Below are 24414 nucleotides of genomic sequence, written 5' to 3' on the forward strand. Positions count from 1 at the left end.
ATTTTATATTTTAAATTTTACATTCTACATTTCCCATGGACCTGCACCACCTGCGCCACCACAGCCGGATCCTGTTCGAATGCATCAGCGGCAGCCGTTCCTACGGCCTCGACCTGCCGCAATCCGATACCGACATCAAGGGCGTCTTCCTCCTGTCGAAAAAGGAGTATTACGGCCTGGAGTACGTGGACCAGGTGAGCAACGACAAGAACGATATCATCTTCTACGAGCTGAAACGCTTTTTCGAGCTGCTGTATAAAAACAACCCGAACATCCTGGAGCTGCTGGGCGTGCAGCCCCAAAGCATCGTGTACCGGCACCCGCTGATGGAAAAGGTGCGGCCGGAGCTATTTCTTTCCCGCCAGTGCCGGCAAACCTTTGCCAACTATGCCGTGGCGCAGGTAAAAAAGGCCCGGGGCCTGAACAAGAAGATCAACAAGCCCGTGGACCGGGAGCGCAAGAATATTTTGCATTTCTGTTTCGTCACCCAGGCGTCGGGCTCCGTTCCGCTCCACAGCTGGCTGAAAAGGGAAGGGCGGACGCAGGAACAGTGCGGCCTGGCGGCCATCAACCATATGCGCGACCTGTATGCACTGTTCACGGACCCCGACGGCGCTCTCGGCTACCGCGGCATCATGGCCAAGGAAGTCTCCAACGAAGTCACCCTCAGCTCCATCCCAAAGGACGAAACACCGGCCGCCTACATGTACTTCAACAAGGACGGATATTCCACCTACTGCAAGGAATACAAATCGTACTGGGAGTGGACGGAAAAGCGCAACGAGGAGCGTTATCAGAATACGCTGCAGCACGGCAAAAACTACGACGCCAAGAACATGATGCACGTCTTCCGCCTGCTGGGCATGGCGGAAGAAATTGCCCGCGGCCAGGGCGTTATCACCAAACGTCCGGACCGCGACTTCCTGCTGCGCATCCGTGCCGGTGAATTTGCCTACGACGACCTGCTGCTCCAGGCAGAAGAAAAGATCCGGGAGATCGACTATCTATACGAGATCTCCGACCTGCCGGAATTGCCGGACAGGGAAAAGATAGACGAATTGCTGTATGCATTAAGAGCGGAGTTGTATCAAAGCTAAAATAAACGACCCTGTTCACCGGGACGGCGGAACCGGGAACAATCCAGGGCCAGGCGGCCCGCATCCAGGTTGTATCTCCGGGCGTACAGGTGGTACTGGTCGCGGATCATTTGGGCAATGTTGCCCTCGCCCATCATGCGGGTGCCCCAGCGGCTGTCGTTTACCTGCCCGTTATGGCCCGACTCGATCAGGTGCCAGACCTTGTCGGCCCGGTCGGGGAAATTTTTATAGAGCCAGTCATGAAAAAGCAGCTTGACCGCCCCGTTGAGGCGGACAAAGGTATAAGCCGAAAAGGTGGCGCCGGCGCCTGCGGCAGCCTTTAAAATGGCGGGCATTTCGTGCTCGTTCAGTCCCGGGATCATTGGCGCCATGATCACGCCTGCCTGCACGCCGGCAGCGCTCAGCTCCTCGATCACCCGTAACCGCTGCCTGGCCGTGGTGGTGCGGGGTTCCAGGGTACGGCGCAGCTCCTCGTTGAGGGTGGTGATGGTAATGATCACCGATACCAGCCCCTTCTTCGCCAGCTGCTGCAACAGGTCCTTGTCGCGTAAAATGCCGGCATTCTTCGTAATGATGCCCACCGGCTGGTTGAACTCCAGGCACACCTCCAGCAGGCTGCGGGTAAGGCGGAACTTTTGCTCCGCGGGCTGGTAGCAGTCGGTATTGCCGGCGATGCTGAGCGGAACGCATTCCCATTTGGGATGCATCAGGAATTTCCGCAGCAGCTGCGGGGCGTTCTTCTTCACCAGGATCTTGCTTTCGAAGTCCAGGCCCGCACTGTAGCTCCAGTACTCGTGGGTGTTGCGGGCATAGCAGTAGATGCAGCCGTGCTCGCACCCCTGGTAGGGATTCATGCTGTACAGCATGGGCACATCGGGGCTCTCCACCTTGTTGACCAGGCTTTTGGCCTCCACGTCGATGAATTGGGTCTGCACGCCCGGCTCCATCCAGTCGTCAATGCCCTCCACGTGTTCGCGCACCACTTCCGTCCGTTCAAACCGGTTGGCCGTGTTCATCTGCGCTCCTCTCCCCTTCCGGTAGGCACCCGGATCAATGCTCCCTTGTTGCTCGTCCACTGTAAAAGATTTGATTTTCGAATACGGGCGTAACGGGCAAATTTACTAAAAATATTAGCATTTTACAATGAAGGGATTGGTTAATTTGTTCATTGGTTAATTGGGCATTGAAAGTTGGAAGGTCGCTTCCTGGTTCCCAATATCCCAATTAACCCATGAACAAATCCCTTGTTCCCAAACCTACCAGCCGTCGCCGTCGACCATATTGCCGAAGTTTCCAAGGAGGCCGCCTTCCTCTTTGCGGGCCACGGTGCCGTACTGGAGGATGCGGCTGGCCAGGCGGCTGACCGGCAGCGTTTGGATCCATACACGGCCGGGCCCGCGCAGGGTGGCAAAGAACAGGCCTTCACCGCCGAAGATGGTATTCTTGATGCCGCCGACAAACTGGATGTCGTAGTCCACCGAGCTCTGGAAGGCTACCAGGCAGCCGGTGTCGACCTTCAGCAGCTCGCCGGGCTGCAGTTCCTTTTCCACGATATGGCCGCCGGCATGCACAAAGGCCAGGCCGTCGCCTTCAAGCTTTTGCATGATAAAGCCTTCGCCGCCGAACAGGCCGGAACCTAGCTTGCGCTGGAACTCGATGCCCACCGTCACACCCTTGGCGGCGCACAAAAACGAATCTTTCTGGCAGATCATCCGGCCGCCGAGGCGCAGCAGGTCCAGCGGGATGACTTTGCCGGGATAAGGAGAGGCAAAGGTGACCCGGCGCTTCCCGCCGCCGATATTGGTAAAAGCCGTCATGAACAGGCTTTCGCCGGTGAGCAGGCGCTTGCCCGCCCCGAGCAGCTTGCCGAAAAAGCCTTTCTGCTGCCCGCTGCCGTCCCCGAAGATGGTCTCCATCTGGATGCCGTCCTCCATCATCATAAAGGAACCGCTTTCGGCAACGGCCGTTTCGTTGGGATCGAGCTCGATCTCCACACACTGCATTTCCTCACCCAATATTTTATAGTCGATCTGGTGCGATTGAGAGAATCCGTTCATAGTTTGGTATTTTCTGCCAAGGTATTACAAGTTCACGAGTTCGGCTGCGGTCACTGTTTCCGGCATTGTGTTGGCAGACAGTATATTCTTAATCCTTATCTATGCATATTGGTGAAAATCTGTTGAAAAAGCTCAATAAGAAATACGAGCCCAGCACTATGGTCAATTTGAAATTCCGGGACTACGACCTGGCGCTGAAAACCGACGAAGAAGGCAACCCCATCCTGATGTTTATCGGTGAGGCCGACGCCTCCGGCATGATCCGGGGCGACCGCTATGCCCGCCGCCTGCTGAAAGACGCGGAAGGAAAAACCATCAAGGATCATTGGGACTACAAGGGGAAAGTCTAATGCAGGTATTGGTTAATTGGTTAATTGGGATATTAGGAAAGGAGGAACATTCCTGCTCTCTGGACCCAATACCCCAATTAACCAATTTACCAATTCCTCAATTCTCTATTCTACCAGCAATAAATCACTTACCGTCAGACTGATGGTTTCGCCGGGGCGGTCGTCGTAGCTGATGATCATGCTGCCGTCGAAGGCTTCCACCGATCGGACGGTAATGGCGGTGCCCAGCCGCAGGTCGCGGCTGTTGAGGTATTTGAGAAAATCGGCCGAAGAATTCAGTACGGCGGCCAGGGTAACCGTTTCGCCCGGGCCGGCTTCGCTTAGCTTTTTGTGCGGCACCCCTTCCATCCGCCCGTGCTTGTCGGGAATGGGCGAGCCGTGCGGGTCGATCTTGGGGTAGCCCAGCATTTCATCCATCTTTTCAAAAAAATGCGACGAGCGCACGTGTTCCACCTGCTCGGCGATCTCGTGCACCTCCTCCCACCCGAAGCCCATCACCTGCACCAGGAACATCTCGGTCAGCCGGTGCTTGCGGATAATGGCGCTGGCCTCCTGGCGACCCTGCTCGGTCAGCTTCAGCGGCTTGTAGCTCTGGTATTGCACCAGCTTTTTCTCCGCCAGCTTTTTCATCATGCTGGTCACCGTGGGCATTTTGATGCCCAGCCGCTGCGACAGTTCGTTCACGGTTACTTCGTCCGACCCTCCCGACAAAGCCAGGATTGTTTTCAGGTAGTTCTCTTCAGTCAATGAATGATCCATTCCTCACTATTAAAGCGCCAAACTTACGGCAATAAAAAAAACGAGCCGGGAACAAATTTGTTAGAATCCTCTAACTTTATACTTTTGCAACCTAATCTTTATAGTTACATGAAGCGAATTGTACTGAGCCTGCTCCTGCTGCCTTTTGTGGCGGCGGCCCAAACGAGGACCGTGACCGGCACGGTAAAAGACGCCGCCAATAACGAACCCGTGGCCGACTGCAGCATCGTGCTGGAAAACGGCGGCGGCACCCGCACGGGTAAAAACGGCACGTTCAGCCTTACCCTGCCCCCGGGCGCCACCCGCCTGCTGGCCTCGCATACCGGTTATCATACCGACACCCTCCTGCTCAAGGCCCAGGGCAGCGCCTACACCGTTTTCCTCGAACCGTCCACCAACAACCTGGACGAGGTGGTGGTATCAGGAACCATGAAGGCCGTGACCCGGCTGTCCTCACCGATACCGGTAGAGGTCTATTCGCCCCAGTTTTTTAGGAAAAACCCCGCACCTGCCCTGTTTGAAGCCCTCAATATGGTCACCGGCGTGCAGCCCCAGATCAATTGCAACGTGTGCAATACCGGCGATATCCATATCAACGGCCTGGAAGGCCCCTACACCATGATCCTGATCGACGGCATGCCCATCGTGTCGTCGCTGGCCACGGTCTACGGCCTGCACGGCATCCCGCAATCCATCATCAAGCGGGTGGAAGTGGTGAAAGGCCCCGCCTCTACCCTCTACGGTAGCGAAGCCGTGGCCGGCCTGGTGAACGTGATGACCAAGGACCCCTCGGATGCCCACAAGCTGAGCGTCGACCTGATGGCCACCAGCATCGGCGAGCTCAATACCGACATTTCCACCCGCTGGTCGGCGGGCAAAAAAGCATCGGCCCTGCTGGGCGTGAACCATTTCCACTACTGGACGCCCCAGGACATCAATCACGACAACTTTACCGACGTCACCCAGCAGCAACGGCTGTCGCTGTTCAACAAGTGGAGCTTTGAGCGCAAGGCCGGCCGCAAGGCTTCCCTGGCCGCCCGCTACGTGACCGAGAACCGCTGGGGCGGCGAACTGCAATGGAACAAGAGCTGGCGCGGCAGCGACAGCATTTACGGCGAAAGCATCTCCACCGACCGCCTGGAAGTGATCGGCACCTACGACCTGCCCCTGCGGGAGAAAATCCGGCTGGACTATTCATACAACTTCCATCACCAGGACTCGTACTACGGCACCACCAAGTACGACGCCCTGCAGCATACCGCCTTTACCCAGCTGGTATGGGACGGCCGCCTGGGCAGCAGCAGCCTGCTGGCCGGCATCCCCCTGCGCTACATCTGGTACGATGACAACTCCATTGCAACCGCCGACAGCACCGCCAAGAAAAACAAGCCTTCGGCCACCTGGCTCCCCGGCATCTTCGTGCAGAATGAGGTCACCTTCGGCTCGGGCCTGACCGTACTCACCGGCCTGCGGTACGACTACAACAGCATCCACGGCGGAATCGTCACTCCGCGCCTGAGCTTTAAATATGCCCTGCATCCCCGCCACACCCTGCGGCTGACCGGCGGCAGCGGCTACCGGGTGGTGAACCTGTTTACCGAAGACCATGCGGCCCTGTCGGGTGCCCGCGAGGTGGTGGTGGAAGAACAACTGAAGCCCGAGCAAAGCTGGAACGTGAACGCCAACTACAACGGCTGGTGGAAGGGCGACCGGGCTACCCTGTCGCTGGATGCCAGCCTGTTTTATACCTATTTTACCAACCAGATCATTGCCGACTACCTGACCGATCCCCGGAAAATCATTTACGGCAACCTGGACGGCCATGCGGTTTCCCGGGGCGCTACCATCAATGCGGAGCTTTCATTTCCCAAGGGCCTCAAACTGGTGACCGGCGCCACCCTGATGAACGTGTACCGGAAAGAACGAACCGACGGCCATAGGACCAAAATGCCGCAGCTGTTTGCGCCCCGGTTTTCCGGCAACTTCGCCCTCAGCTATAATTTCCGCAAGGCAGGCCTGACCGCCGACCTTACCGGCAAGGTGATGGGCCCCATGCACCTGCCGACCGTGCCCGATGATTTCCGGCCCGAACAGTCGCCCTGGCACTGCCTCATGAACCTGCAGCTGACCAAGCGGCTGCCGCACAACCTGGAGGTTTTTGCCGGCGCCAAAAACCTGCTGAACTTTATTCCCAAAGATCCCATCCTGCGGCCCTACGACCCGTTCAATAACTTCGTAAACGATAAGGTGAACAACCCTTATGGCTATACATTCGACCCCAGCTACAACTATGCGCCCATCCAGGGCATCAAGGGCTTCTTGGGCGTGCGCTGGACCGTGAAATAAAAAAGGATGGAAAGAAATTTGAGGAGCTAATTACAACACTGCTGCCCGCAGGGTTTGGTAAAGCGGGCGGAGTTTTCCTCCCCGGTGCAAAAAGCAGCACCGGGGATTTTTTTTATCTGCCTACTCCACCGGGCCGGCGGCCGCAATGGCGTCGAGCACCTCGCGGAAATAACGCAGGTATAAGGAAAAATGGCCTTCGCCCTCTTTGTAATGCATGGTGCAGTCGAAGATCTGCTGTTCGGCGGCAGCGGCATGTGCGCGTATGACACTGCAGTCTTCCGTGCCCCACCAGTAATGTACGGGCTGCACGATATCGGACAGCTCGAAGCCCAGCTCGCGGAAATAAAGGGCGGCCTCGTACACCGCTCCCCGGGCGCCCTGGCTGCAGGCTTCCCGGAGTGTAAGGGCCGAAAATTTCCGGAAGCGCTGCCGGTCCCGGATCAGGTCATAATCCACCGGCGGCAGTCCCACCAGCCGGCGGGGAACGGACAACCCCTGCTGGTGGCGGCAGGCCAGCCGCAGGGCCAGCTTTGCCAGCGGCGGCACCGTGCGGGCAGCACGGAAATACCATTTGTTGGTGCCCATTTGCCGCATGACCTCGCGGTCCAGGGGACGGGTAAAACCGCACAGGATAAACACGGTTTTGATGACGGTGGGATACAGGTAGGCCATGGTCAGGCCAAAGGGGCCGCCCCCCGACCAGCACAAGAGGTGGCAGGTGCTAATATGCAGGTGCTGCAGTAACTGCCGCAGGTCGTGGGCAAACGAAGTAAAGGTGCCCTGGGGGTTGAAATCTGAACCGCCCAGGCCCGGCCGGTCGACCACCAGCAGGCGCAGGTGCAGTTGCTCCAGCACGGCAGGAAGGTCCAGGCCATACTCCTGGGGCAGCAGCACCTCCAGCCGCGAACTGGGCGTGCCGTGAAAATACAGGACCGGCGTTCCGGCGACCGGGCCTACCTGCGCATAACACAAGCGCCGGTCATCCGAAAGCGTAAAAAAATGTTTCGTCATGACAAACAATCAAATTGAACAGGCAATGGGCAATAGGCAAGAAGGAACATACAATTTGCCTATTGCTTATTGCCTATTGCTTATTGCCGGTTGTTCTCCCGGTCACGGTCACGTTTGGGGCAGTCGCCGCCCACACCATGCGGGTTTTGAGCAGGAACGGATTTCCGGTTTTCGTCGCCGGGCTGCACGGGCTCGCCTTCATAGGCCAGGCCGCCTCCCGTATCTTCCGTACCCACAATCTCTCCGTTCTCCACGGTCAGGCGCTGACCGTCTTCGGTAATGATAGCATCCTTTCGTTCCATAGCAACGTTTTGGAAGCCTGTACAAGTATTACGCCGGTAATTATAAAATAACAAATACTTTACATATTAAAAAAACGTTTGCTGAAGTAAAAAAACAGGTATGATGTTGGTAAAACAGCAGGCAACATTGGGACAGGATTTCCCAAAAATCGAAAAACGAAACCACATTTCATGGAAGAACAAATAAAACAGTTACTCCATGCGGGCTACCTGCCTGCCTGGGGCTGGAATATTCTCCTTTTCGCGGCAGCCCTGGTGCTGGGACTGGTGCTGCGCCTGCTGCTGTCGCTCTTCGCCCGCAACAAGGCAGTGCAAACCGGCAACTTTTCGCTGTTCCGGGTAGCCCTCCGGCATCTTGGGAACCCGATGGCCTGGTTCCTGCCGCTGTTCCTGGTCAACTTCCTCCTGCCGGTGATGGATATCCGTCCCGTGTTCCTGAAAAGGATCAGCCGGATGGTGGAGATCCTCCTGATCATTAATTTTTCCTGGATCCTCTTGAGCTGCCTGCATGTGGCACAGGATTATTTTTACCACCGGTTCGACTTCCGCAAGGCCGACAACCTGCGCGAACGCAAGATCCGCACCCAGGTGCAGTTCCTGCGACAAGTGCTGTCCGGGCTGATCGTGCTGCTGACCATAGCGGCCGTGCTGCTAACGTTCAGCGCTATGCGCAAGATCGGCGCCGGGCTGCTGACCGGCGTGGGCATCGGCGGCATCATCATCGGCTTTGCCGCCCAGAAGTCGCTGGGCAACCTGCTGGCCGGTTTCCAGATCGCCTTTACCCAGCCGGTCCGCATCGACGACGTGGTGATCGTGGAAGGGGAATACGGCGTCATCGAGGAAATCAACCTCACCTACGTGGTGGTGCGTCTCTGGGACGAAAGGCGGCTGATCCTCCCCATCAATTACTTTATTGAAAAGCCCTTTCAAAACTGGACCCGTACGTCGGCCCAGCTGCTGGGAACGGTTTTTCTCTATGCCGACTACAGCGTTCCCGTGGCGCCCCTGCGGGAAGAACTGACCAAACTGCTGAAGAACACGCCCTTATGGGACGGCCGGGTCAATGCCGTGCATGTGACCAATACCACCGAAAAAACGGTGGAGATCCGGGCCCTTATGAGCGCCCGCACCTCGGGCAACGCCTTTGACCTTCGCTGTTATGTTCGGGAAAACCTCCTGCGCTTCCTGAACGAAAATTACCCCGACTGCCTTCCCAAAGCCCGGGCATTTGTGGAAAACGGCCTGGGCGAAATGGCCCTGGCGGAGGCGGGTGAAGAAAAAAACTAAGGACGTAAAACGGTTTTGCTTTTTGGAGTATTCCGGGAGATGGACCCCGTTTTTCAGGTGCAGTTACGGAAATAAACACACTTTTTTCCCATTAGCAAGGTTTATCCCCGGGCAGGTACCGCAGAAAGCAAATATGTACGTTTTTACCATCTTTAGAACCGGGCCCGTTTCGCTCCAAACCCGCCATGGTATTGTGTTTCAGAAATGTTAATGCGGTACCTTTTTTGAAGCAGGAGGAATACATTTTATCCGTGTTGCTGCATTTTTGCAGTTGTCAAACTGATTCCCATGACTACTAAAAATATGCTCATAGCCTTGTCTGCGCTCTTCTGCTTTTCCGCTGCTTCCGGCCAGGAACTCCCCTCCGGTTTCGTAGCTCCGGACTATGAAGCGGCCGCAGGCGCAGTTGCCGCTCCTGCCGCACGGAACCACGAAAGCATCCTGGAGAATCCCTCCGTGCATAAAAAGGAACTGTCGCGTCACCAGGTGCGGGCTACCGGCTTTCATTTTGGCGAAGGGAAGCATTTCGTCATTCATTTCCGCAAGGAACAGCTGCATGGTCCCTGGGAAAGCTTTTACAACAACAAGCAGCGCTGCGATTCGGGCACACTGGACCGGGGCCTGCCCGACGGCGCCTGGAAAACCTGGTACCCCAACGGCCAGCTGAAATCGGAGCACCATTACAGCGCCCGTAAGTACCGCTATATCCAGGCCGACCTGCAACGCAACCACCCCCGCTACCAGCGCTATGCCCTGACCCGCCAGGCCCAGCAAAAGGGCGACGTGTCGGCCCACTTTAAGCCGAAGTACCCGGGGGCCCCCGCTGCCGCCACCACGGCCTCGCTGACCCTGCTGCAAAAGATCCAGCACAATACCGGCGACCGCCCGGAAGGTTATGCCGCCCCCTTCGACCGTTGCGTGCACCACGGCCCTTATGTGAACTACGACGAACAGGGCCGGGTAAAGGACTCGGGCCATTATACCGACGGACTGAAGGACGGCCTGTGGACCGAAACGCTGGCCGACGGCACCACCCATGCCTCGGGCCTTTATAACCATGGCGTGCGCTCCGGCCAGTGGAAATTTTATAATGCCGAAGGCAAGTTGCTCTACACCGAGCAATACGACCGGAACGGGAAGAAAAGCACGCCCCACCATTTCAAGCGGGCCCATACCAAAAAGGTTATCCACTTTCACCATTAACGTCCCAGGCGAAAGCCTCACCTATAAAAAACAGCAAAGCCTCTCCGGAGGCTTTTTTTGCAGGGCATAAAAAAAGCCACTAAGAAAACTTAGTGGCCCTTGACGCCTGCTTCGGCGTCTTCAGATATTTGAATGGAGCAACCCGGTTAGGCGATACCAACCGAAGGTTTCCATGAATATTCTGTAGATTGCATGAATACCTCCTTTTTTTTGATGAGACATGAAGATACAACAAAAGCCCATTAATTGATCAGTATCAATCTTTTTTTCTCCCCTTTTTTTCCTTTTAACAAATCGCTCTATTCTGCCGAATTTATGAGGGAGAAAATCTCTTCCGTTTCATAATCCGGACAAGCGCCGGGATAGGTGGCCACCAGGGCACCCAGGGCATTGGCATAGGGCAGCACAGCGGCCGGGGCGGCGCCTTTGCACAGCTGGTGCAGGAGGCCGGCAATGAACCCGTCTCCGCAACCAATGGTATCCTGCACCGCCACGCCGTATCCCTGGTGCCGGTACAGGCCGCCTTTGTGCAGCATCAGCGCACCGGCGCCGGCCCTGCTCACCACCACGGTTTCCAGTTGAAAACGATCCTGGAAGAAGCGCATCTGGTCTTCGGGCTGCCGGTACTGCCGGAACCAGCCGGCAATGTGATCAAACTCCGACTGGTTCATTTTTAGGATGTCGGCCTGCTGCATCAGGTATTCCACCTGGGAGCGCTCGAAATAAGGCGGGCGGAGGTTGGTGTCGAAAACTTTTATGGTAGCCTCCTCCAGCAACCGGTGCAGCGTTTGGCGCGATTCGGGGTTGCGGGACGTCAGCGAACCGTAAACGAAGTAATGAGCCTGCTGCAGTAAGGGGGTAAACCGGTCCTCCCAGGCAATGCAGTCCCAGGCCGAAGGATAAACGATCTCGTAGTCCACTTCTCCCTGGCTATCGGGCTTTGCATACACCTTGCCCGTTGCATACTTGCCGTCGACCTGGAAATAATCGGTAGAAATATTGTTTTCCTGGAACAGGCCGACCAGCCGGCTGCCCAGTACATCGGTGCCGATCCGGGTGATCAGGGCGGGATGCAGCCCCAGCTTATTGAGGTGATACGCCACGTTCATAGGAGCGCCGCCCGGCTGGAAACTGTCGGGCAGGATATCCCACAGGGTTTCCCCAAAGCACACTACCTGGAACGATAAAGGTTGTATCATGCTGCAAATGAATTTAGCCGCCGGGAAAACCTTTGGCGCCAAAGCGGCCTTCGCCGTTACGTTGAAACAGATGTTAATATAGTGAATTTAACCAGGGAACGGCGTAAGATTTTTACACCCTCCAAAACATGCAGGCAGCAGCAGTAAAAAAAATGAAGCAGTTAGTCAGGGTAAAAATAAAGCAGTTAGTTGCGGCCGAAAAAGTGCAGTTAGTTTCGGGCCGATGCGGGACAGGAGTGGCCTGCTCCCGGCATCAGCATTATTGCAGGGTCATAAAAGTGATTGCTAGGGACATTTGCAAAAAGAGATCAGCCGGGAAGCGATCTTGTAGAACGTATCGAAGCTCACCGGTTTGGTAATGAACTCCACATTCTTTTTGGCAAAGAACATTTTGTCCAGCATGCTGGAGGAGGTGGTAAAGATCACCACCGGCACGGCGGCCAGTACGGGGTCGGCCTGGATGGACACCAGCGTTTGCTTGCCGTCCATGCGGGGCATGTTAATGTCGAGCACCACCAGGCAGGGCAGGTCTTCGGTTTCTTTCATCTCCCGCAGGCGCATCAGGGCCTCTTCACCGTTATGCGCTTTTTCAATGAGGTAATTGGAGCCAACGGTCTGTAAGGCATGCTGCAAGAGTTCCAGGTCTTCCGGGTCATCGTCTACGCAAAGAATTACATGTTTTTTAGTACTGTCCATTGGTTTCCTTTAGCAATTATTTATCCGTTTTGTCGATAACGGCAGCTTCTTCAGGGTGATCGGCGGTGGGTAGCTCCTTTGGCCTTTTGAGCCTGTGGAGCGGCACGCTGCAGGTTTCGCCGTTTTCTGCTGACGCACCGGTAAAAATAGCGTCAAACAGCGTACGAATTACTTTTGTTTAAAAATTAAAACGTTTTTTCTGTTTGACCGAAACAAAAGTACTTATAGAAGCGCAGGTAAGTAGTTTGTTTAGGCAAAGGCGCATAAAAAGGAGGTGAAATCCGCTTCTCTCCCGGTTAAATTGTTATTTTTTTATGACAGCCCGGCTATACCTTGTGCTCGAAAAAAGGATGCTAAAAAAAACACTTAACCCCGACAATTAATTACCCTTACCGCCTTTATAGCAGAACTCATGAACCACGAATACCTCATCAACGTTACTCAAATCGAAGAGCTGCAAACCATTCAGAACCGCGATGCCCTGGACCAGATCTTCAGCCGGGCCGAACGCATGATCATCGGCGGCGGCACCGTCGTGCTGGTGCGCAAATACGCCAACGGCAAATCCGACAAGTTCGATGAATTTTCCACGGAACAGGATCTGGCCAACTATAAGAAGAATGTTTACAAATACTTGTAAACCCGTAAACGCGTAAACTATCTAAACGAAAAAGCCCCCCGCTGCAGCGGGGGGCTTTTTCGTTTAGATCATATTCGCGCTTCGCTGCACAAACTCGGTAAGGTCGGCACCGGTGAGCATGCCTTGCGACAGCAGGGCCAGGTCGAATACCTGGCGGGCGAGCTGCAGGCGCTGCTCTTCGCCTTCGGTTTCCAGGATGCGGCGGATCAGCTTGTGGTTACCGTTGATGGCTACCTTGTAGGTATCGGGCAGGGAACCGTAGAAACCCATGCCGGCACCGCCACTCAACTTGGCCATATCCTTCATGCGGCGCATGAATTCGTCTACCGTTACGGTTACCGGCAGGTCGTCGGTAGCCAGGGCCTCCACTTCGGGCTTCATGTTGGGCTTGTTGATGGCTTTCTCAAATACCTCCTGCACGGTTTGCGCTTCCTCGGTAGTCAGCTCGTGTTTGGGCTCTTCCGATTTCTGGATCAGCTTCTCCATCACGTCGGCGTCCACGCGCTTCAGGTTGGTCTTTTCCAGCTTTGTTTCCAGGTGGTGCAGGAAGTGGTTGTCGATGGGCGAATTCATCAGCAGCACATCAAAGCCCTTGCGGTTGGCGGCCTGGATAAAGCTGTCCTGGCGGGTAGGGTCGTTGGTATACAGGTATACAACGGTATCGCTCTTATCGGTTTGGGCATCCTTCACCTTCTCGCGGTATTCCGCCAGGGTAGCATGCTCGTTTTTGGTATTGGTCAGCAGGGCGAAGTCCTTCGCCTTGTCATAAAACTTGTCATCGCTGAGCATGCCGTACTTCACGAACATGCCGATGTCGGGCCACTTCTCTTCGTACGACTTACGGTCCTTGCGGAACAGCTCGTTCAGCTTGTCGGCCACTTTGCGGGTAATATAGCCGTTGATCTTTTTCACGTTGGCGTCGGCCTGCAGGTAGCTGCGCGACACGTTGAGCGGGATATCGGGCGAATCGATGACGCCGTGCAGCAGCATCAGGAATTCGGGCACGATGTCTTTCACTTCATCGGTAATGAATACCTGGCGCGAGAACAGCTTGATCTTGTTGCGCTGCAGGTCGAACTCGTTCTTCACTTTGGGGAAGTAGAGTACGCCGGTCAGGTTGAAGGGGTAGTCTACATTGAGGTGGATCCAGAACAGCGGGTCTTCGGAGAAGGGATAGAGCTCTTTGTAGAACTTCAGGTAATCTTCGTCCTTCAGGTCCGAAGGCGCCTTGGTCCAGATGGGGGTGGTATTGTTGATGATGTTGGGCACCTCCACCTCTTTGTATTTGGGTTTGCCTTCCTCGTCCTCGCCGTCTTCCACGTCGTCGGTGCGGGTACCGAACTGGATGGGCACGGGCAGGAATTTGCCGTATTTGTTCAGGATATCCTCCAGGCGTGTCTTCTGCAGGAATTCCTCGTTATCGGCATTCACGTACAGGATCACATCGGTACCCCGTTCGGTGCGGCTGCCCTCGGTAATTTCAAATTCGGTGCTGCCGTCGCAGATCCAGCGGGCGGGCTCGGCGCCCTGCTGGTAGCTGAGGGTCTGGATCTCTACCCGGTCGGCCACCATGAAGGCGGAGTAAAAGCCCAGGCCGAAACGACCGATGATCTCGTTGGCGTCCTTGGCTTCCTTGAACTTTTCCAGAAAATCCTCGGCGCCGGAGAAGGCGATCTGGTTGATGTATTTCTTGATCTCGTCGGCGGTCATGCCAATCCCCCTGTCGGATATGGTGATGGTTTTGGCAGCCTCATCCACCGAAACCTCCACTTTCAGGTCACCCAGCTCGCCCTGGTACTGGCCCATGGACGACAGGCGCTTGATCTTCTGGGTGGCATCCACGGAGTTGGACACCAGCTCCCGCAGGAAGATCTCGTGGTCGGAATACAAAAATTTCTTGATGATCGGGAAGATATTCTCGGTATGGATCGAAATGGATCCTTTCTCTTGCACCATAATATGAATGAATTAAATTTTACGTATAAATTGGCCCTTGTCCCGATCAAGGCTTGTTCCAAACGCCCCTACCTTGCCAAATTGACAGGCCCGGCAGTACAGCAGGCGAAAAAACGCCGCACCGCCGGGCTTCGGCCTGCAGAATGGCTTGTTGTTTGAAAACCTTTTCAGAAAACACCCTTAAACCAAGGAATATGGATCCGAACAACAAATACTCCAACGACCTTCCCCTGGAAGAGAAAGTCTTGTATGTACTGTCGCTTTTTCAGAAAGGTACGGCCGAAGAAGTAGCCACCGAGCTGATGGAACTGCAGGAAGTGACAACCGAAGAAGGCGTGGCCGGCCTGAAGATCGAAGTGCAGGAATTATTGAAAAAGCTGGCCGCGGAAGGAAAGATTTCCCTGGGGCACGAGGCGGATGGAAGGGAAGTTTATACCGATGAATAGCTCCTGAGTTTCTAAGTTAACCTAACCCCGAAAAGTAAATCACTATTATTGGAAACCTATATGCTTTTTCCTTCAAAAGAACTCAGGAACTTAGGAACTTTTAAATTCGCAAATACGTGACCTCCAAACCCCTCACCCACCAACGCAACACCCTGCTCTACCGCCTGGAACAATTGCTGGAAGGCCCCCTGGTCTTCCTGGGCTTTGTATGGCTGGTGCTGCTGGTCATCGAGCTGACCCATGGCCTGAGCCCGGCTCTGGAGCTGATGAGCATGGGCATCTGGGTGGTTTTTATCCTGGACTTCGTTCTCAAGCTCCTGCTGGCCCCGAAAAAGCTGAAATTTCTGAAAAAGAACTGGCTGACGGTGCTTTCCCTGGTCATTCCGGCCTTCCGGCTGGTACGGGTGGTCCGGGTGGTGCGGCTGCTGCGTGGTTTGCGGGGCGTGCGGCTGGTAAAAGTCGTGGCCTCGCTGAACCGGGGCATGCGCAGCCTGGGCGCCACCATGCGGCGGCGGGGGGTGCGCTATGTATTTGTATTAACCCTCCTGGTCCTGCTGGCCGGGGCGGCGGGCATGTTTGCCTTTGAAAAAGAAGTGCAGGGCGGGTTGCAGGATTACGGGCAGGCGCTGTGGTGGACGGCCATGATGCTCACGACCAGCGGCAGCGAGTACTGGCCGCAAAGCGCCGAAGGCCGCGCCCTTTGCTTCCTGCTGGCGCTGTATGCCTTTTCCATCTTCGGGTATATTACCGCCACGCTTGCCTCGTTCTTCGTGGGCCGCGACGCAGAAGAAAAAGAGGCGCCGGTGGCCGGCGCCGACGACATCGCCGCCCTCCGCCGGCAGGTGGAGCAACTCACACATACCATCAACGACCTCCGCACTTTGATCGAAAAACAGGACCGGGAGGAAAATAGAAAATAGACTTTATACCATTTTAACGCGGATGGACCTCAATGGACAGGAAGCCCGCAGGGCTTCAACAAAAGTAGCCCCGGGTGAAACCCGGGGTCAGCAGTAGTTCGTTACCTCAACCCCGCAGGGGTTGAATTTGGAACCCACAGCAAGTAAACAGTACCCAATCGGGAAGGCTTTCCGAAAACTCCTTCGAAGCCGAATACTGCTTTAAGTTGAACAGGATACATTCAACCCCATTCGGGGTTGTAGTGATAAACTACTGCTGACCCCGGGTTTCACCCGGGGCTACTTTTGTTGAAGCCCTGCGGGCTTCCGCTTACCCCGGCGATCCATATAAAATCGACTTGTACTAGAGAGCTGATGACCTATAAATCCGTAAACTATTCAAAATGCGTAATCCCGCCACTAATGGCGAACTTCATCGCCTCGGTGGCGTTGATATTGGTTACGGGTTTGACACGGCTGGCCGGTAGCATGTACACGTTGCCGGCGATGGAGTACGAGGCCGGGATATAGACCGCCAGGTAGCCGTCGAAGCCGAAATCGGCCAGCTGCGTCTGGGTGATAAAGCCCATGCGCCAGACGTCGTTGTCGTCGATATTGGCCAGCACCGGCTGGTTGAATTTTTTCTTTTCCCCGGCAAAAGCTTCAAAAAAGTCCTTTACCGTAGAATAGATCAGGCGGACGCCGGGGGTTTTTTCCAGAAAAGTTTCAAACAGGTTGAACAGCTTCAGGCGGAGCAAAAAGTTGCTGAGGTAGCCGATCATGCAAATGATGGCCAGCACCAGCAAAAAGCCCAGGCCATAGTTCTGCACATACACCTGGCCGTCCGCGCCCCGCACGGTAAACAGCGGAATCAGGCTGTCGATGGAGGAAACGATCCAGTAAATGGCATAAATGGTGATGGTCACCGGGGCGATTACCAGCAGCCCCTGCAGGAAATATTGCACCAACTTACTTACTATCTTACTCATTTTGAATGGTTATTGGGTAAATGTACGCTTGTTCGCGCCGCAAAAATAGGTGCACCAGGCCAAGCGGACCGAAGAGATCGTAACAGAAAAATCTTATTGGAAACTCTAGCAACAGAAAAAGTTTCCATAGTTTTGCCTGTAGAGATGGAACCTAAAGAACGCATACTGCACAAATCGCACGAATTGTTCAACCGTTACGGCATCCGCTCGGTGTCGATGGATGATATAGCGGCCCAGCTGGGCATGTCGAAGAAAACCCTTTACCAATACTTTACCGATAAGGACGAACTGGTGTCTGCCGTTTTTGCCGGCATCATGGACTGTAGCCGCGAGCAATGCTGCGCCGACCAGCAGCGGGCCGACAACGCCCTGCACGAGGTATTTTTGGCCTACGACCAGATCCAGGAAATGTTCGCCACCATGAACCCTGCCGTGCTGTACGACATGGAGAAATACCACCCGGCAGCTTTCAAGGTGTACCAGGAATTCAAGAACGGCTTCCTGTACCAGTCGATCCGCGCCAACCTGGAGCGGGGCGTAGCCGAAGGCTTGTACCGTCCCGAGATCGACGTGGACCTGCTGACCCGTTACCGGATCCACAGCATCATGCTGGGTTTCAACCCCGAGGTGTTTCCCAACAACCGCACGGCCCTGGTGTATATCGAGCAGCACCTGCTGGAGCACTTCCTGTTCGGACTGGCTACGCCCAAGGGACAAGAACTGATTCACGAATACAAAAACCAACGACAAAAAAAATAAATCCATGAAAAAGGTGATACCCAAGGTGGTTCTTGCAGCCGTTACCCTGCTGTTTGCCGGTGCCCGACAGGCACAGGCGCAGCAACGCTACGAGCTCACCGTAAAGGAAGCCGTAGAACTGGCCTTTAAAAACGTGGCGGAACTGAAAAACGCCAAGATCGACTACAAGCTGCAGGAAGCCAAGAACCGCGAGATCGAAGGTTCGGCCCTGCCCCAGGTCAGCGGCACCGCCGGGGCCCAGTACTATATGAAACTGCCGGTCTTCCTGTTCCCCGACGCCACCTCCACCGCCGTTTACTCGATTTTAAAAGATGAAGGCGTCAGTGGTGCTGCGGGCCCGATCACCAAGATCCCCGAGCCGAAGATGCAGCAGGTAAGCTTCCAGCAGCCCTGGAACCTGGGCGTGGGCGCCGGCCTCACCCAACTGCTGTTCCAGCCCGACGTATTCGTAGGCCTGAAAGCCCGCCAGACCGCCCTGGACTACAGCAGCTCCATGATCGACCAGACCAGGGAAAAGATCAAGGACGACGCCTATAAAAAATATTACGCCATCCTCATTGGCGAAAAGCAGCTGCATTTCCTGAACGAAGGCGTGAAACGGCTGGAAAAGCTGTACCACGACGACTCGGTCATGTATAAAAACGGCTTTGCCGAAAAGCTCGACCTGGATAAAGTGCAGGTGCAGCTGACCAACCTGAAGACCACGCAAAACACCGTGCGCAGCGGCATCGAGCTTTCCTATGCCGCCCTGAAGTTCGCCCTCGGCCTTTCGCAGGCGGACACCGTGAAGCTGAAAGAAGAGCTGACCGTGGCCCAGGTGAAGAAAGACATCCTGCAAAACGACTTCAAATACGAAGACCGCCCCGAGATCCGGACCCTCAACCACGTGAAGCGGCTGCAGGAGCTGGATAAAAAGCGCTACCAGATGGGCAACCTGCCGACCGTGGCGCTGGCCGGCAATTATTCCATCAATGCCATGGGACAGAAGTTCTTTACCAACGACAACACTCTTTGGTTCAAAAGCTCCTATGTCGGGCTGAATGTGAACGTGCCCATTTTCGACGGCTTCCAGCGCCGCCAGAAAGTAAACCAGGCGCAGCTGAACGTGGAAAAAGTGGACAACACCCTCGCCAATGCCAAACAGGGCATCGACCTGGAGCAGGTGATGACCCGGGAAAGCCTCAAAAACGCCCTGCTGAACCTCGACATCCAGGAACGCAACGTGGGCCTGGCCGAACGCGTATACCAGACCACCAAGATCAAGTTCGAGCAGGGACTGGGCAGCTCCTTCGAAGTGCTGCAGGCCGACAATGACTTCCAAACCGCCCAATCGAACTTCTTCACCGCCCTGTACAACGCCGTGGTGGCGAAGGTCAGCTACCTGAAATCGCTGGGCAAACTGGACGAAAAAGAATAAGCAATAAGCAATAGACAATAAGCAATGCTCAATGAGAGAACCATTGACCATTGACGACTCACGATTCACGTAAAAACCAACCGACTCATGCAAAAGATAATTTACGGCCTGCTGTTCGTAGGCATCCTGGGAGCTTCCTGCGGCAATGCCCGGAAAGACAGCCAGGGAGAACTGAATGACAAGAAAGCTGCTTTGGAAAAACTGAAAGGAGAACAAAAAGAGCTGAACGACAAGATCACCAAACTGGAGGGAGATATTTCCAAACTCGATACCACGGCCAAGGTGGAGAACGCCAAGCTGGTGACCATCGCCATCCTGGAACCCAACGCCTTCTCGCACTTCATCGAGCTGCAGGGAAAGGTGGAAGCCCAGAACATTTCCTACGTGGCGCCCCCCAACGGCCAGGGCGGCGTGGTGAAAGCCCTTTATGTAAAGCAGGGCGACGTGGTGCGTAAAGGCCAGGTGCTCGCCCGCCTCGACGACCAGCTGATCCGCCAGCAGATCGATCCCCTGAAAGTGCAGCTGGCCGCTGCCGAGGACACCTACAAGCGCACCAAAAGCCTCTGGGACCAGGGCATCGGCACGTACCAGCAGGTACTGACCGCCCAAACCCAGGTAGAAACCCTGCAAAAAAATATCGCCCTCATCCAGCGCCAGGCATCGCTGATGACCGTTACCGCTCCGAATTCGGGCATCGCCGACCAGGTGAACGTGCGGGTAGGCGAACTGTTTACCGGCGCCACCCAGCTGGGCCCCCAGATCCGCATCGTCAATACCGGCGACCTGAAGGTGGTGACCCAGGTTCCGGAAAACTACCTGGACCGCATCTCCAAAGGCAGCACCGTGGAAATCGTACTGCCCGAAGAAAACAACCGCACCATCAATGCCACCGTGTCGGTGCTGAGCCCCGTGATCGACCCCTCTTCGCGTACGTTCTATATCGAAGCGAAGATCCCCGCTGCAGCCGGCCTCAAAGCCAACCAGCTGGCGAAGGTGAAGATCAAGGATTACGGCAACAACAACGCCGTGACCATCCCGGTGAACACCCTTCAGAATGATGAAAAAGGCAAATTCGTGATGGTGGCCGCCAAGGAAGGCGACAAGCTCGTGGCCCACAAGCGCACCATCACCGTAGGCGAACTGTATGGCAACGCACTGGAAGTGAAAAGCGGTCTGCAAAGCGGCGACCAGCTGATCACCGAAGGCTTCCAGGGCCTGTACGAAGGTCAGAAGATCACTACCGTAGTGAAATAAGGAACGTTTCCAGGGAAACTGTCTACAAACCCGGCAGGTTTTTAACACCTGCCCGGTTTTGCGGGGACTCCCTTGCCCGGAACCTACCACCAACATAACCGCCTCCAACCTCCAAATACATTGTATGAGCGCTTTAGAAAACTTTACCGGTAAGTTCAAACACTTTGGACCTACCACATGGAGCATCAAGAACAAAACCTCCATGTACCTGGTGATGATCTTCGTCACCATCATCGGGGTGATGCAGTTCGTGACGCTGCCCAAGGAGCAGTTTCCCGATATCGTCATCCCCACTATCTACGTACAGACCATCCACGTAGGCAACTCGCCCCGCGACATCGAAAACCTGGTGACCCAGCCCATCGAAAAACAGATCAAGGGCATCACCGGCGCCAAGATCAATAAAGTCACCAGCACCTCGGTGCAGGACTATTCGGCCATTATCGTGGAGTTCAGCACCGACGTAAAGACCGACGTGGCCCTGCAAAAGGTGAAGGATGCCGTGGATAAGTCCAAGCAGGACCTGCCCACCGACCTTACCCAGCAGCCCACCGTGCTGGAAGTGAGCTTCTCCGACCAGCCGATCATGTACGTGAACATCAGCGGCAGCTACGACCTGATGCGCCTGAAAGCCATGGCCGACGAAACCCAGGACAAGCTGGAAGAACTCTCCCAGATCAACCGCGTGGACATCGTGGGCGGCCCCGAGCGGGAATTCCAGATCAACGTGGACAACTACCGCATGCAGGCGGCCGGCGTCACCTTCGACGACATCTCCGGCGCCGTGGCCCGCGAAAACATGGACATCTCCGGCGGCCTGCTCGACGTGGGCAACATGAAGCGCTCCCTCCAGCTTAAAGGCCAGCTGAAAACCGCTTATGACATCCAGGGCATCCTGGTGCGCAACTCCCGCGGCAACCCCATCTACCTCAAAGACATCGCCGAGATCAAGGATACCATCAAGGAAACCGAAAGCTACGCCCGCCTGAACGGCGAGAAGGTCATCACCCTGAACATCATCAAGCGTTCCGGTGAAAACCTCATCGAAACCTCCGATGCCGTCAAGAAAGTGGTGGACGAGCTGAAGGAGTCCTACTACCCCAAGGACCTGAAGGTAGTGATCACCGGCGACCAGAGCAAGGCTACCCGCACCTCCTTTAACGACCTGGTGAACACTATCGTTATCGGCTTTATCCTGGTGCTGCTGATCCTGATGTTCTTCATGGGGGTGACCAACGCCTTCTTCGTAGCCCTGTCGGTACCCCTGAGCATGTTCGTGGCCTTCCTGTTCCTGCCCGCGGCCGAACTGATCGTCGGCGGCAACGTGACGCTCAACTTCATCGTGCTCTTTGCCCTGCTCTTCGGGCTGGGGATCATCGTGGACGACGCCATCGTGGTGATCGAGAACACCCACCGCATCTTCGTGGAGGCGCGGGGCCGCATCTCGGCGCGCAATGCCGCCATGATGGCCGCCGGCGAAGTGTTCGTGCCCGTACTTACCGGTACGCTCACCACCCTGGCGCCCTTCGTGCCGCTGCTGTTCTGGCCGGGCATTATCGGCAAGTTCATGATCTACCTGCCCACGATGCTCATCTTCACGCTCTCGGCCTCGCTGATCGTGGCCTTCCTGATGAACCCCGTATTTGCGGTGGACTTCATGAACCACGAAGAAGGCGCGCACCGTGAGCCGAAGTCGGCCATCTTCCGCAAAAAAACCCTCTGGCTGGCCGTAGCGGGTGGCATCATCCTCGACCTCCTGGGCGCCTTCTTCCTGGGCAACCTGGTGCTGTTCATGGTCATACTGGCCGTGCTGAACCGTTATTTCATCAACGACGCCATCCATAGCTTCCAGAACCGCATGCTGCCGGGCATCATGACCCGCTACGAGCGTTCGCTGCGCTGGGCCCTGGCCGGCTGGCGGCCGGTATGGATGCTGCTGGCCACCGTAGGACTGCTCATCTCCTCCTTTGTCATCTTCGGCGCCAGCAAAGTGCCGGTGGTGTTCTTCCCCGACGGCGACCCCAACCAGATCTTCGTGTACCTGAAGCTGCCCGTGGGCACCGACGTGGACTATACCGACTCGGTGACCAAAACCCTGGAAAAGCGGGTGTATAAAGTGCTGCACATGGAAAACGGTAAGGAAAACCCCGTGGTGGAAAGCGTGATCACCAACGTGGCGGTAGGCGCCAGCGACCCCATGAGCGGCGATCGCAGCACCCGCCCCGAACGCGGCCGTATCCAGGTGTCCTTCGTGGAGTTTGAAAAACGCCACGGCGTATCCACCGCCCCCTACCTCGACGAGATCCGCAAGGTGATGAAGGGCATCCCCGGCGCCGAGATCTCCGTGAATAAAGAACAAGGCGGTCCTCCGACCGAGCCCCCGGTGAATATCGAGGTGGCCAGTGAGGACTTTGACCACCTGATCAAGACTTCCGTAGCGCTGAAGAACTACCTCGACTCCATCCAGGTGGCCGGCGTGGAAGAGCTGAAAATGGACGTGGACCTCACCAACCCCGAGATCGCCCTGACCGTGGACCGCGAACGGGCCCTGTCGGAAGGCGTTTCCTCGGCCCAGATCGGCATGTCGCTGCGCACCGCCCTGTTCGGACGCGAAGTGTCGAAGATCAAGGAAGGCGAGGACGAATACAAGATCCAGCTGCGCAACAAGGAAGTGCAGCGCAAGAACCTCGTGGACCTGCTGAACATGAACGTTTCCTTTATGGACATGGCCACCGGCCGGTTCAAGAACGTCCCTATCAGCGGCCTGGTGAAGGTGGATTACACCAGCACCCTGGGCAGTGTGAAGCGCAAAAACCAGAAGCGGGTGATCACCCTTTCGTCCAACGTGCTGCTGACGCAGGGCTACACCCCTACCGAGGTGAACGAACGCCTGGCCAGCTATATCAAGGACTTCAAAGGCAAACCCGAGGACGTGACCATCCGCCAGACCGGCGAAGGCGAACAGCAGGCCGAAACCGGCGCCTTCCTGGGCAAGGCCCTGGGCATTGCCTTGATGCTGATCCTGTTCATCCTGGTGCTGCAGTTCAACTCCATCAGCAAGCCGGTGATCATTTTAACCGAGATCCTTTTCAGCGTGATTGGCGTGCTGCTGGGCTTTGCCCTGACCGGCATGACCGTCTCCGTGGTCATGACCGGTATCGGGATTGTGGGCCTGGCGGGCATCGTGGTGAAGAACGGGATCCTGGTGATCGAATTTGCCGAAGAGCTGCGGGCCCGGGGCATGCGTACCCGCGAAGCGGTGATCCAGGCCGGCAAGACGCGGATCATCCCCGTACTGCTGACCGCCCTGGCAGCGATCCTGGGCTTTATTCCCATTGCCGTGGGCTTCAACATCAACTTCGTTTCGCTGTTTTCGGAGCTGAACCCCCACATTTTCTTCGGCGGCGACAACGCGGTGTTCTGGAAACCCCTTTCCTGGACTATCATCTTCGGGTTGATCTTCGCCTTCTTCATGACCCTGCTGATGGTGCCGGGCATGTACCTGATGGCCGAGCGCCTGCGCCGCCCGATGCAGCGCCTGTACGGCGGCAAGTGGGTGTCCATGCTGGGCATTCCGCCGCTGACCCCCATCTTTATCATCCTGGCCATAATTGCCATGATCGTTCATAACCGGGACGTTGTCCGCCGCAAGCGCAAGCTGGCCGGCCAGCCGGTGAACGGAGCCTTTATCGGCAGTTGGCTCTAGTTGTAGTTAGCGTTGTATAATTAGCAAGGCGGTTCCGCAAG

General features: G+C 55.9%; 21 protein-coding genes. 12 read left to right on the plus strand and 9 right to left on the minus strand.

Annotation, left to right across the window (positions count from 1 at the left end):
• Nucleotides 1–35: 35 nt before the first annotated feature.
• A complete protein-coding gene (locus V9K67_RS12050; protein WP_336722737.1) occupies nt 36–1097 on the plus strand; it encodes a DNA polymerase beta superfamily protein in 1062 nt (353 codons plus the stop codon).
• Here the strand turns inward: V9K67_RS12050 and V9K67_RS12055 are convergent.
• Together V9K67_RS12055 and V9K67_RS12060 are read right to left on the minus strand one after the other, a co-directional pair.
• Nucleotides 1094–2173 carry a PA0069 family radical SAM protein gene (locus tag V9K67_RS12055; protein ID WP_336722740.1) on the minus strand — a complete coding sequence of 360 codons (1080 nt, stop codon included), beginning with the start codon at nt 2171–2173 and terminating at the stop codon, nt 1094–1096. The two genes, V9K67_RS12050 and V9K67_RS12055, sit on opposite strands and share 4 nt — an antisense overlap.
• Nucleotides 2174–2353: 180 nt before the next feature.
• Entirely contained in the window at nt 2354–3154 is an 801-nt protein-coding gene (locus V9K67_RS12060) for a TIGR00266 family protein (RefSeq protein WP_336722742.1), read from the minus strand.
• Nucleotides 3155–3255: 101 nt separating this feature from the next.
• Here V9K67_RS12060 and V9K67_RS12065 point away from each other — a divergent pair, with 101 nt between their 5' ends.
• Complete coding sequence (locus V9K67_RS12065) at nt 3256–3504, plus strand: hypothetical protein (protein ID WP_336722744.1); 249 nt, start codon at nt 3256–3258, stop codon at nt 3502–3504.
• Nucleotides 3505–3609: 105 nt separating this feature from the next.
• Here V9K67_RS12065 and V9K67_RS12070 read toward each other — a convergent pair whose 3' ends face one another.
• On the minus strand, nt 3610–4263 hold the full coding sequence (locus V9K67_RS12070; protein ID WP_336722746.1) for a metal-dependent transcriptional regulator: 654 nt from the start codon (nt 4261–4263) through the stop codon (nt 3610–3612).
• 108 nt (nt 4264–4371) lie between these two features.
• Between V9K67_RS12070 and V9K67_RS12075 the strand changes: the two genes are divergently transcribed.
• On the plus strand, nt 4372–6609 hold the full coding sequence (locus tag V9K67_RS12075; protein WP_336722748.1) for a TonB-dependent receptor: 2238 nt from the start codon (nt 4372–4374) through the stop codon (nt 6607–6609).
• A gap of 120 nt (nt 6610–6729) precedes the next feature.
• On the opposite strand, the gene V9K67_RS12080 is transcribed toward V9K67_RS12075, so the two are convergent.
• Both V9K67_RS12080 and V9K67_RS12085 read right to left on the minus strand, forming a co-directional pair.
• Complete coding sequence (locus tag V9K67_RS12080; protein ID WP_336722750.1) at nt 6730–7620, minus strand: alpha/beta fold hydrolase; 891 nt, start codon at nt 7618–7620, stop codon at nt 6730–6732.
• Between the two features lie 80 nt (nt 7621–7700).
• Nucleotides 7701–7922, minus strand: a complete 222-nt coding sequence (locus V9K67_RS12085) for a hypothetical protein (RefSeq protein WP_336722752.1) — start codon at nt 7920–7922, stop codon at nt 7701–7703.
• Nucleotides 7923–8093: 171 nt separating this feature from the next.
• On the opposite strand from V9K67_RS12085, the gene V9K67_RS12090 reads away from it, so the two are divergent.
• Nucleotides 8094–9209 carry a mechanosensitive ion channel family protein gene (locus tag V9K67_RS12090; protein WP_336722754.1) on the plus strand — a complete coding sequence of 372 codons (1116 nt, stop codon included), beginning with the start codon at nt 8094–8096 and terminating at the stop codon, nt 9207–9209.
• Nucleotides 9210–9497: 288 nt separating this feature from the next.
• Nucleotides 9498–10412: a toxin-antitoxin system YwqK family antitoxin gene (locus V9K67_RS12095; RefSeq protein WP_336722756.1), complete on the plus strand. Its 915-nt coding sequence runs from the start codon at nt 9498–9500 to the stop codon at nt 10410–10412.
• Nucleotides 10413–10711: 299 nt separating this feature from the next.
• On the opposite strand, the gene V9K67_RS12100 is transcribed toward V9K67_RS12095, so the two are convergent.
• Both V9K67_RS12100 and V9K67_RS12105 read right to left on the minus strand, forming a co-directional pair.
• Nucleotides 10712–11611 (minus strand): carbohydrate kinase family protein, encoded by a 900-nt coding sequence (locus V9K67_RS12100; protein ID WP_336722758.1) that lies wholly within the window; start codon nt 11609–11611, stop codon nt 10712–10714.
• 285 nt (nt 11612–11896) lie between these two features.
• The gene (locus V9K67_RS12105; protein ID WP_336722760.1) at nt 11897–12307 is read right to left on the minus strand and encodes a response regulator; all 411 of its coding nucleotides are present in this window, start codon (nt 12305–12307) and stop codon (nt 11897–11899) included.
• Between the two features lie 412 nt (nt 12308–12719).
• Between V9K67_RS12105 and V9K67_RS12110 the strand changes: the two genes are divergently transcribed.
• Nucleotides 12720–12947, plus strand: a complete 228-nt coding sequence (locus V9K67_RS12110; protein WP_336722762.1) for a hypothetical protein — start codon at nt 12720–12722, stop codon at nt 12945–12947.
• Nucleotides 12948–13010: 63 nt separating this feature from the next.
• Here V9K67_RS12110 and htpG read toward each other — a convergent pair whose 3' ends face one another.
• Nucleotides 13011–14903, minus strand: a complete 1893-nt coding sequence (htpG, locus tag V9K67_RS12115; RefSeq protein WP_414696771.1) for a molecular chaperone HtpG — start codon at nt 14901–14903, stop codon at nt 13011–13013.
• A gap of 194 nt (nt 14904–15097) precedes the next feature.
• On the opposite strand from htpG, the gene V9K67_RS12120 reads away from it, so the two are divergent.
• Both V9K67_RS12120 and V9K67_RS12125 read left to right on the plus strand, forming a co-directional pair.
• On the plus strand, nt 15098–15349 hold the full coding sequence (locus tag V9K67_RS12120; RefSeq protein ID WP_336722763.1) for a hypothetical protein: 252 nt from the start codon (nt 15098–15100) through the stop codon (nt 15347–15349).
• A 116-nt stretch (nt 15350–15465) separates the two neighbouring features.
• Nucleotides 15466–16269, plus strand: coding sequence for an ion transporter (locus V9K67_RS12125; RefSeq protein WP_336722765.1), 804 nt, complete (start codon nt 15466–15468; stop codon nt 16267–16269).
• Between the two features lie 374 nt (nt 16270–16643).
• Here V9K67_RS12125 and V9K67_RS12130 read toward each other — a convergent pair whose 3' ends face one another.
• Nucleotides 16644–17237 (minus strand): DUF502 domain-containing protein, encoded by a 594-nt coding sequence (locus V9K67_RS12130; protein ID WP_336722768.1) that lies wholly within the window; start codon nt 17235–17237, stop codon nt 16644–16646.
• A gap of 144 nt (nt 17238–17381) precedes the next feature.
• Between V9K67_RS12130 and V9K67_RS12135 the strand changes: the two genes are divergently transcribed.
• The 4 genes from V9K67_RS12135 (at nt 17382) to V9K67_RS12150 (ending at nt 24373) form a co-directional block, all read left to right on the plus strand.
• Nucleotides 17382–17996, plus strand: coding sequence for a TetR/AcrR family transcriptional regulator (locus tag V9K67_RS12135; RefSeq protein ID WP_336722769.1), 615 nt, complete (start codon nt 17382–17384; stop codon nt 17994–17996).
• 4 nt (nt 17997–18000) lie between these two features.
• A complete protein-coding gene (locus V9K67_RS12140) occupies nt 18001–19413 on the plus strand; it encodes a TolC family protein (protein ID WP_336722771.1) in 1413 nt (470 codons plus the stop codon).
• 87 nt (nt 19414–19500) lie between these two features.
• Entirely contained in the window at nt 19501–20667 is a 1167-nt protein-coding gene (locus V9K67_RS12145; RefSeq protein WP_336722774.1) for an efflux RND transporter periplasmic adaptor subunit, read from the plus strand.
• Nucleotides 20668–20791: 124 nt separating this feature from the next.
• The gene (locus tag V9K67_RS12150) at nt 20792–24373 is read left to right on the plus strand and encodes an efflux RND transporter permease subunit (protein ID WP_336722777.1); all 3582 of its coding nucleotides are present in this window, start codon (nt 20792–20794) and stop codon (nt 24371–24373) included.
• The last annotated feature ends 41 nt before the right edge of the window (nt 24374–24414 follow it).

It is taken from the genome of Huijunlia imazamoxiresistens (assembly GCF_037132455.1).
Classification (GTDB): Bacteria; Bacteroidota; Bacteroidia; order Chitinophagales; family Chitinophagaceae; genus Flavisolibacter; species Flavisolibacter imazamoxiresistens.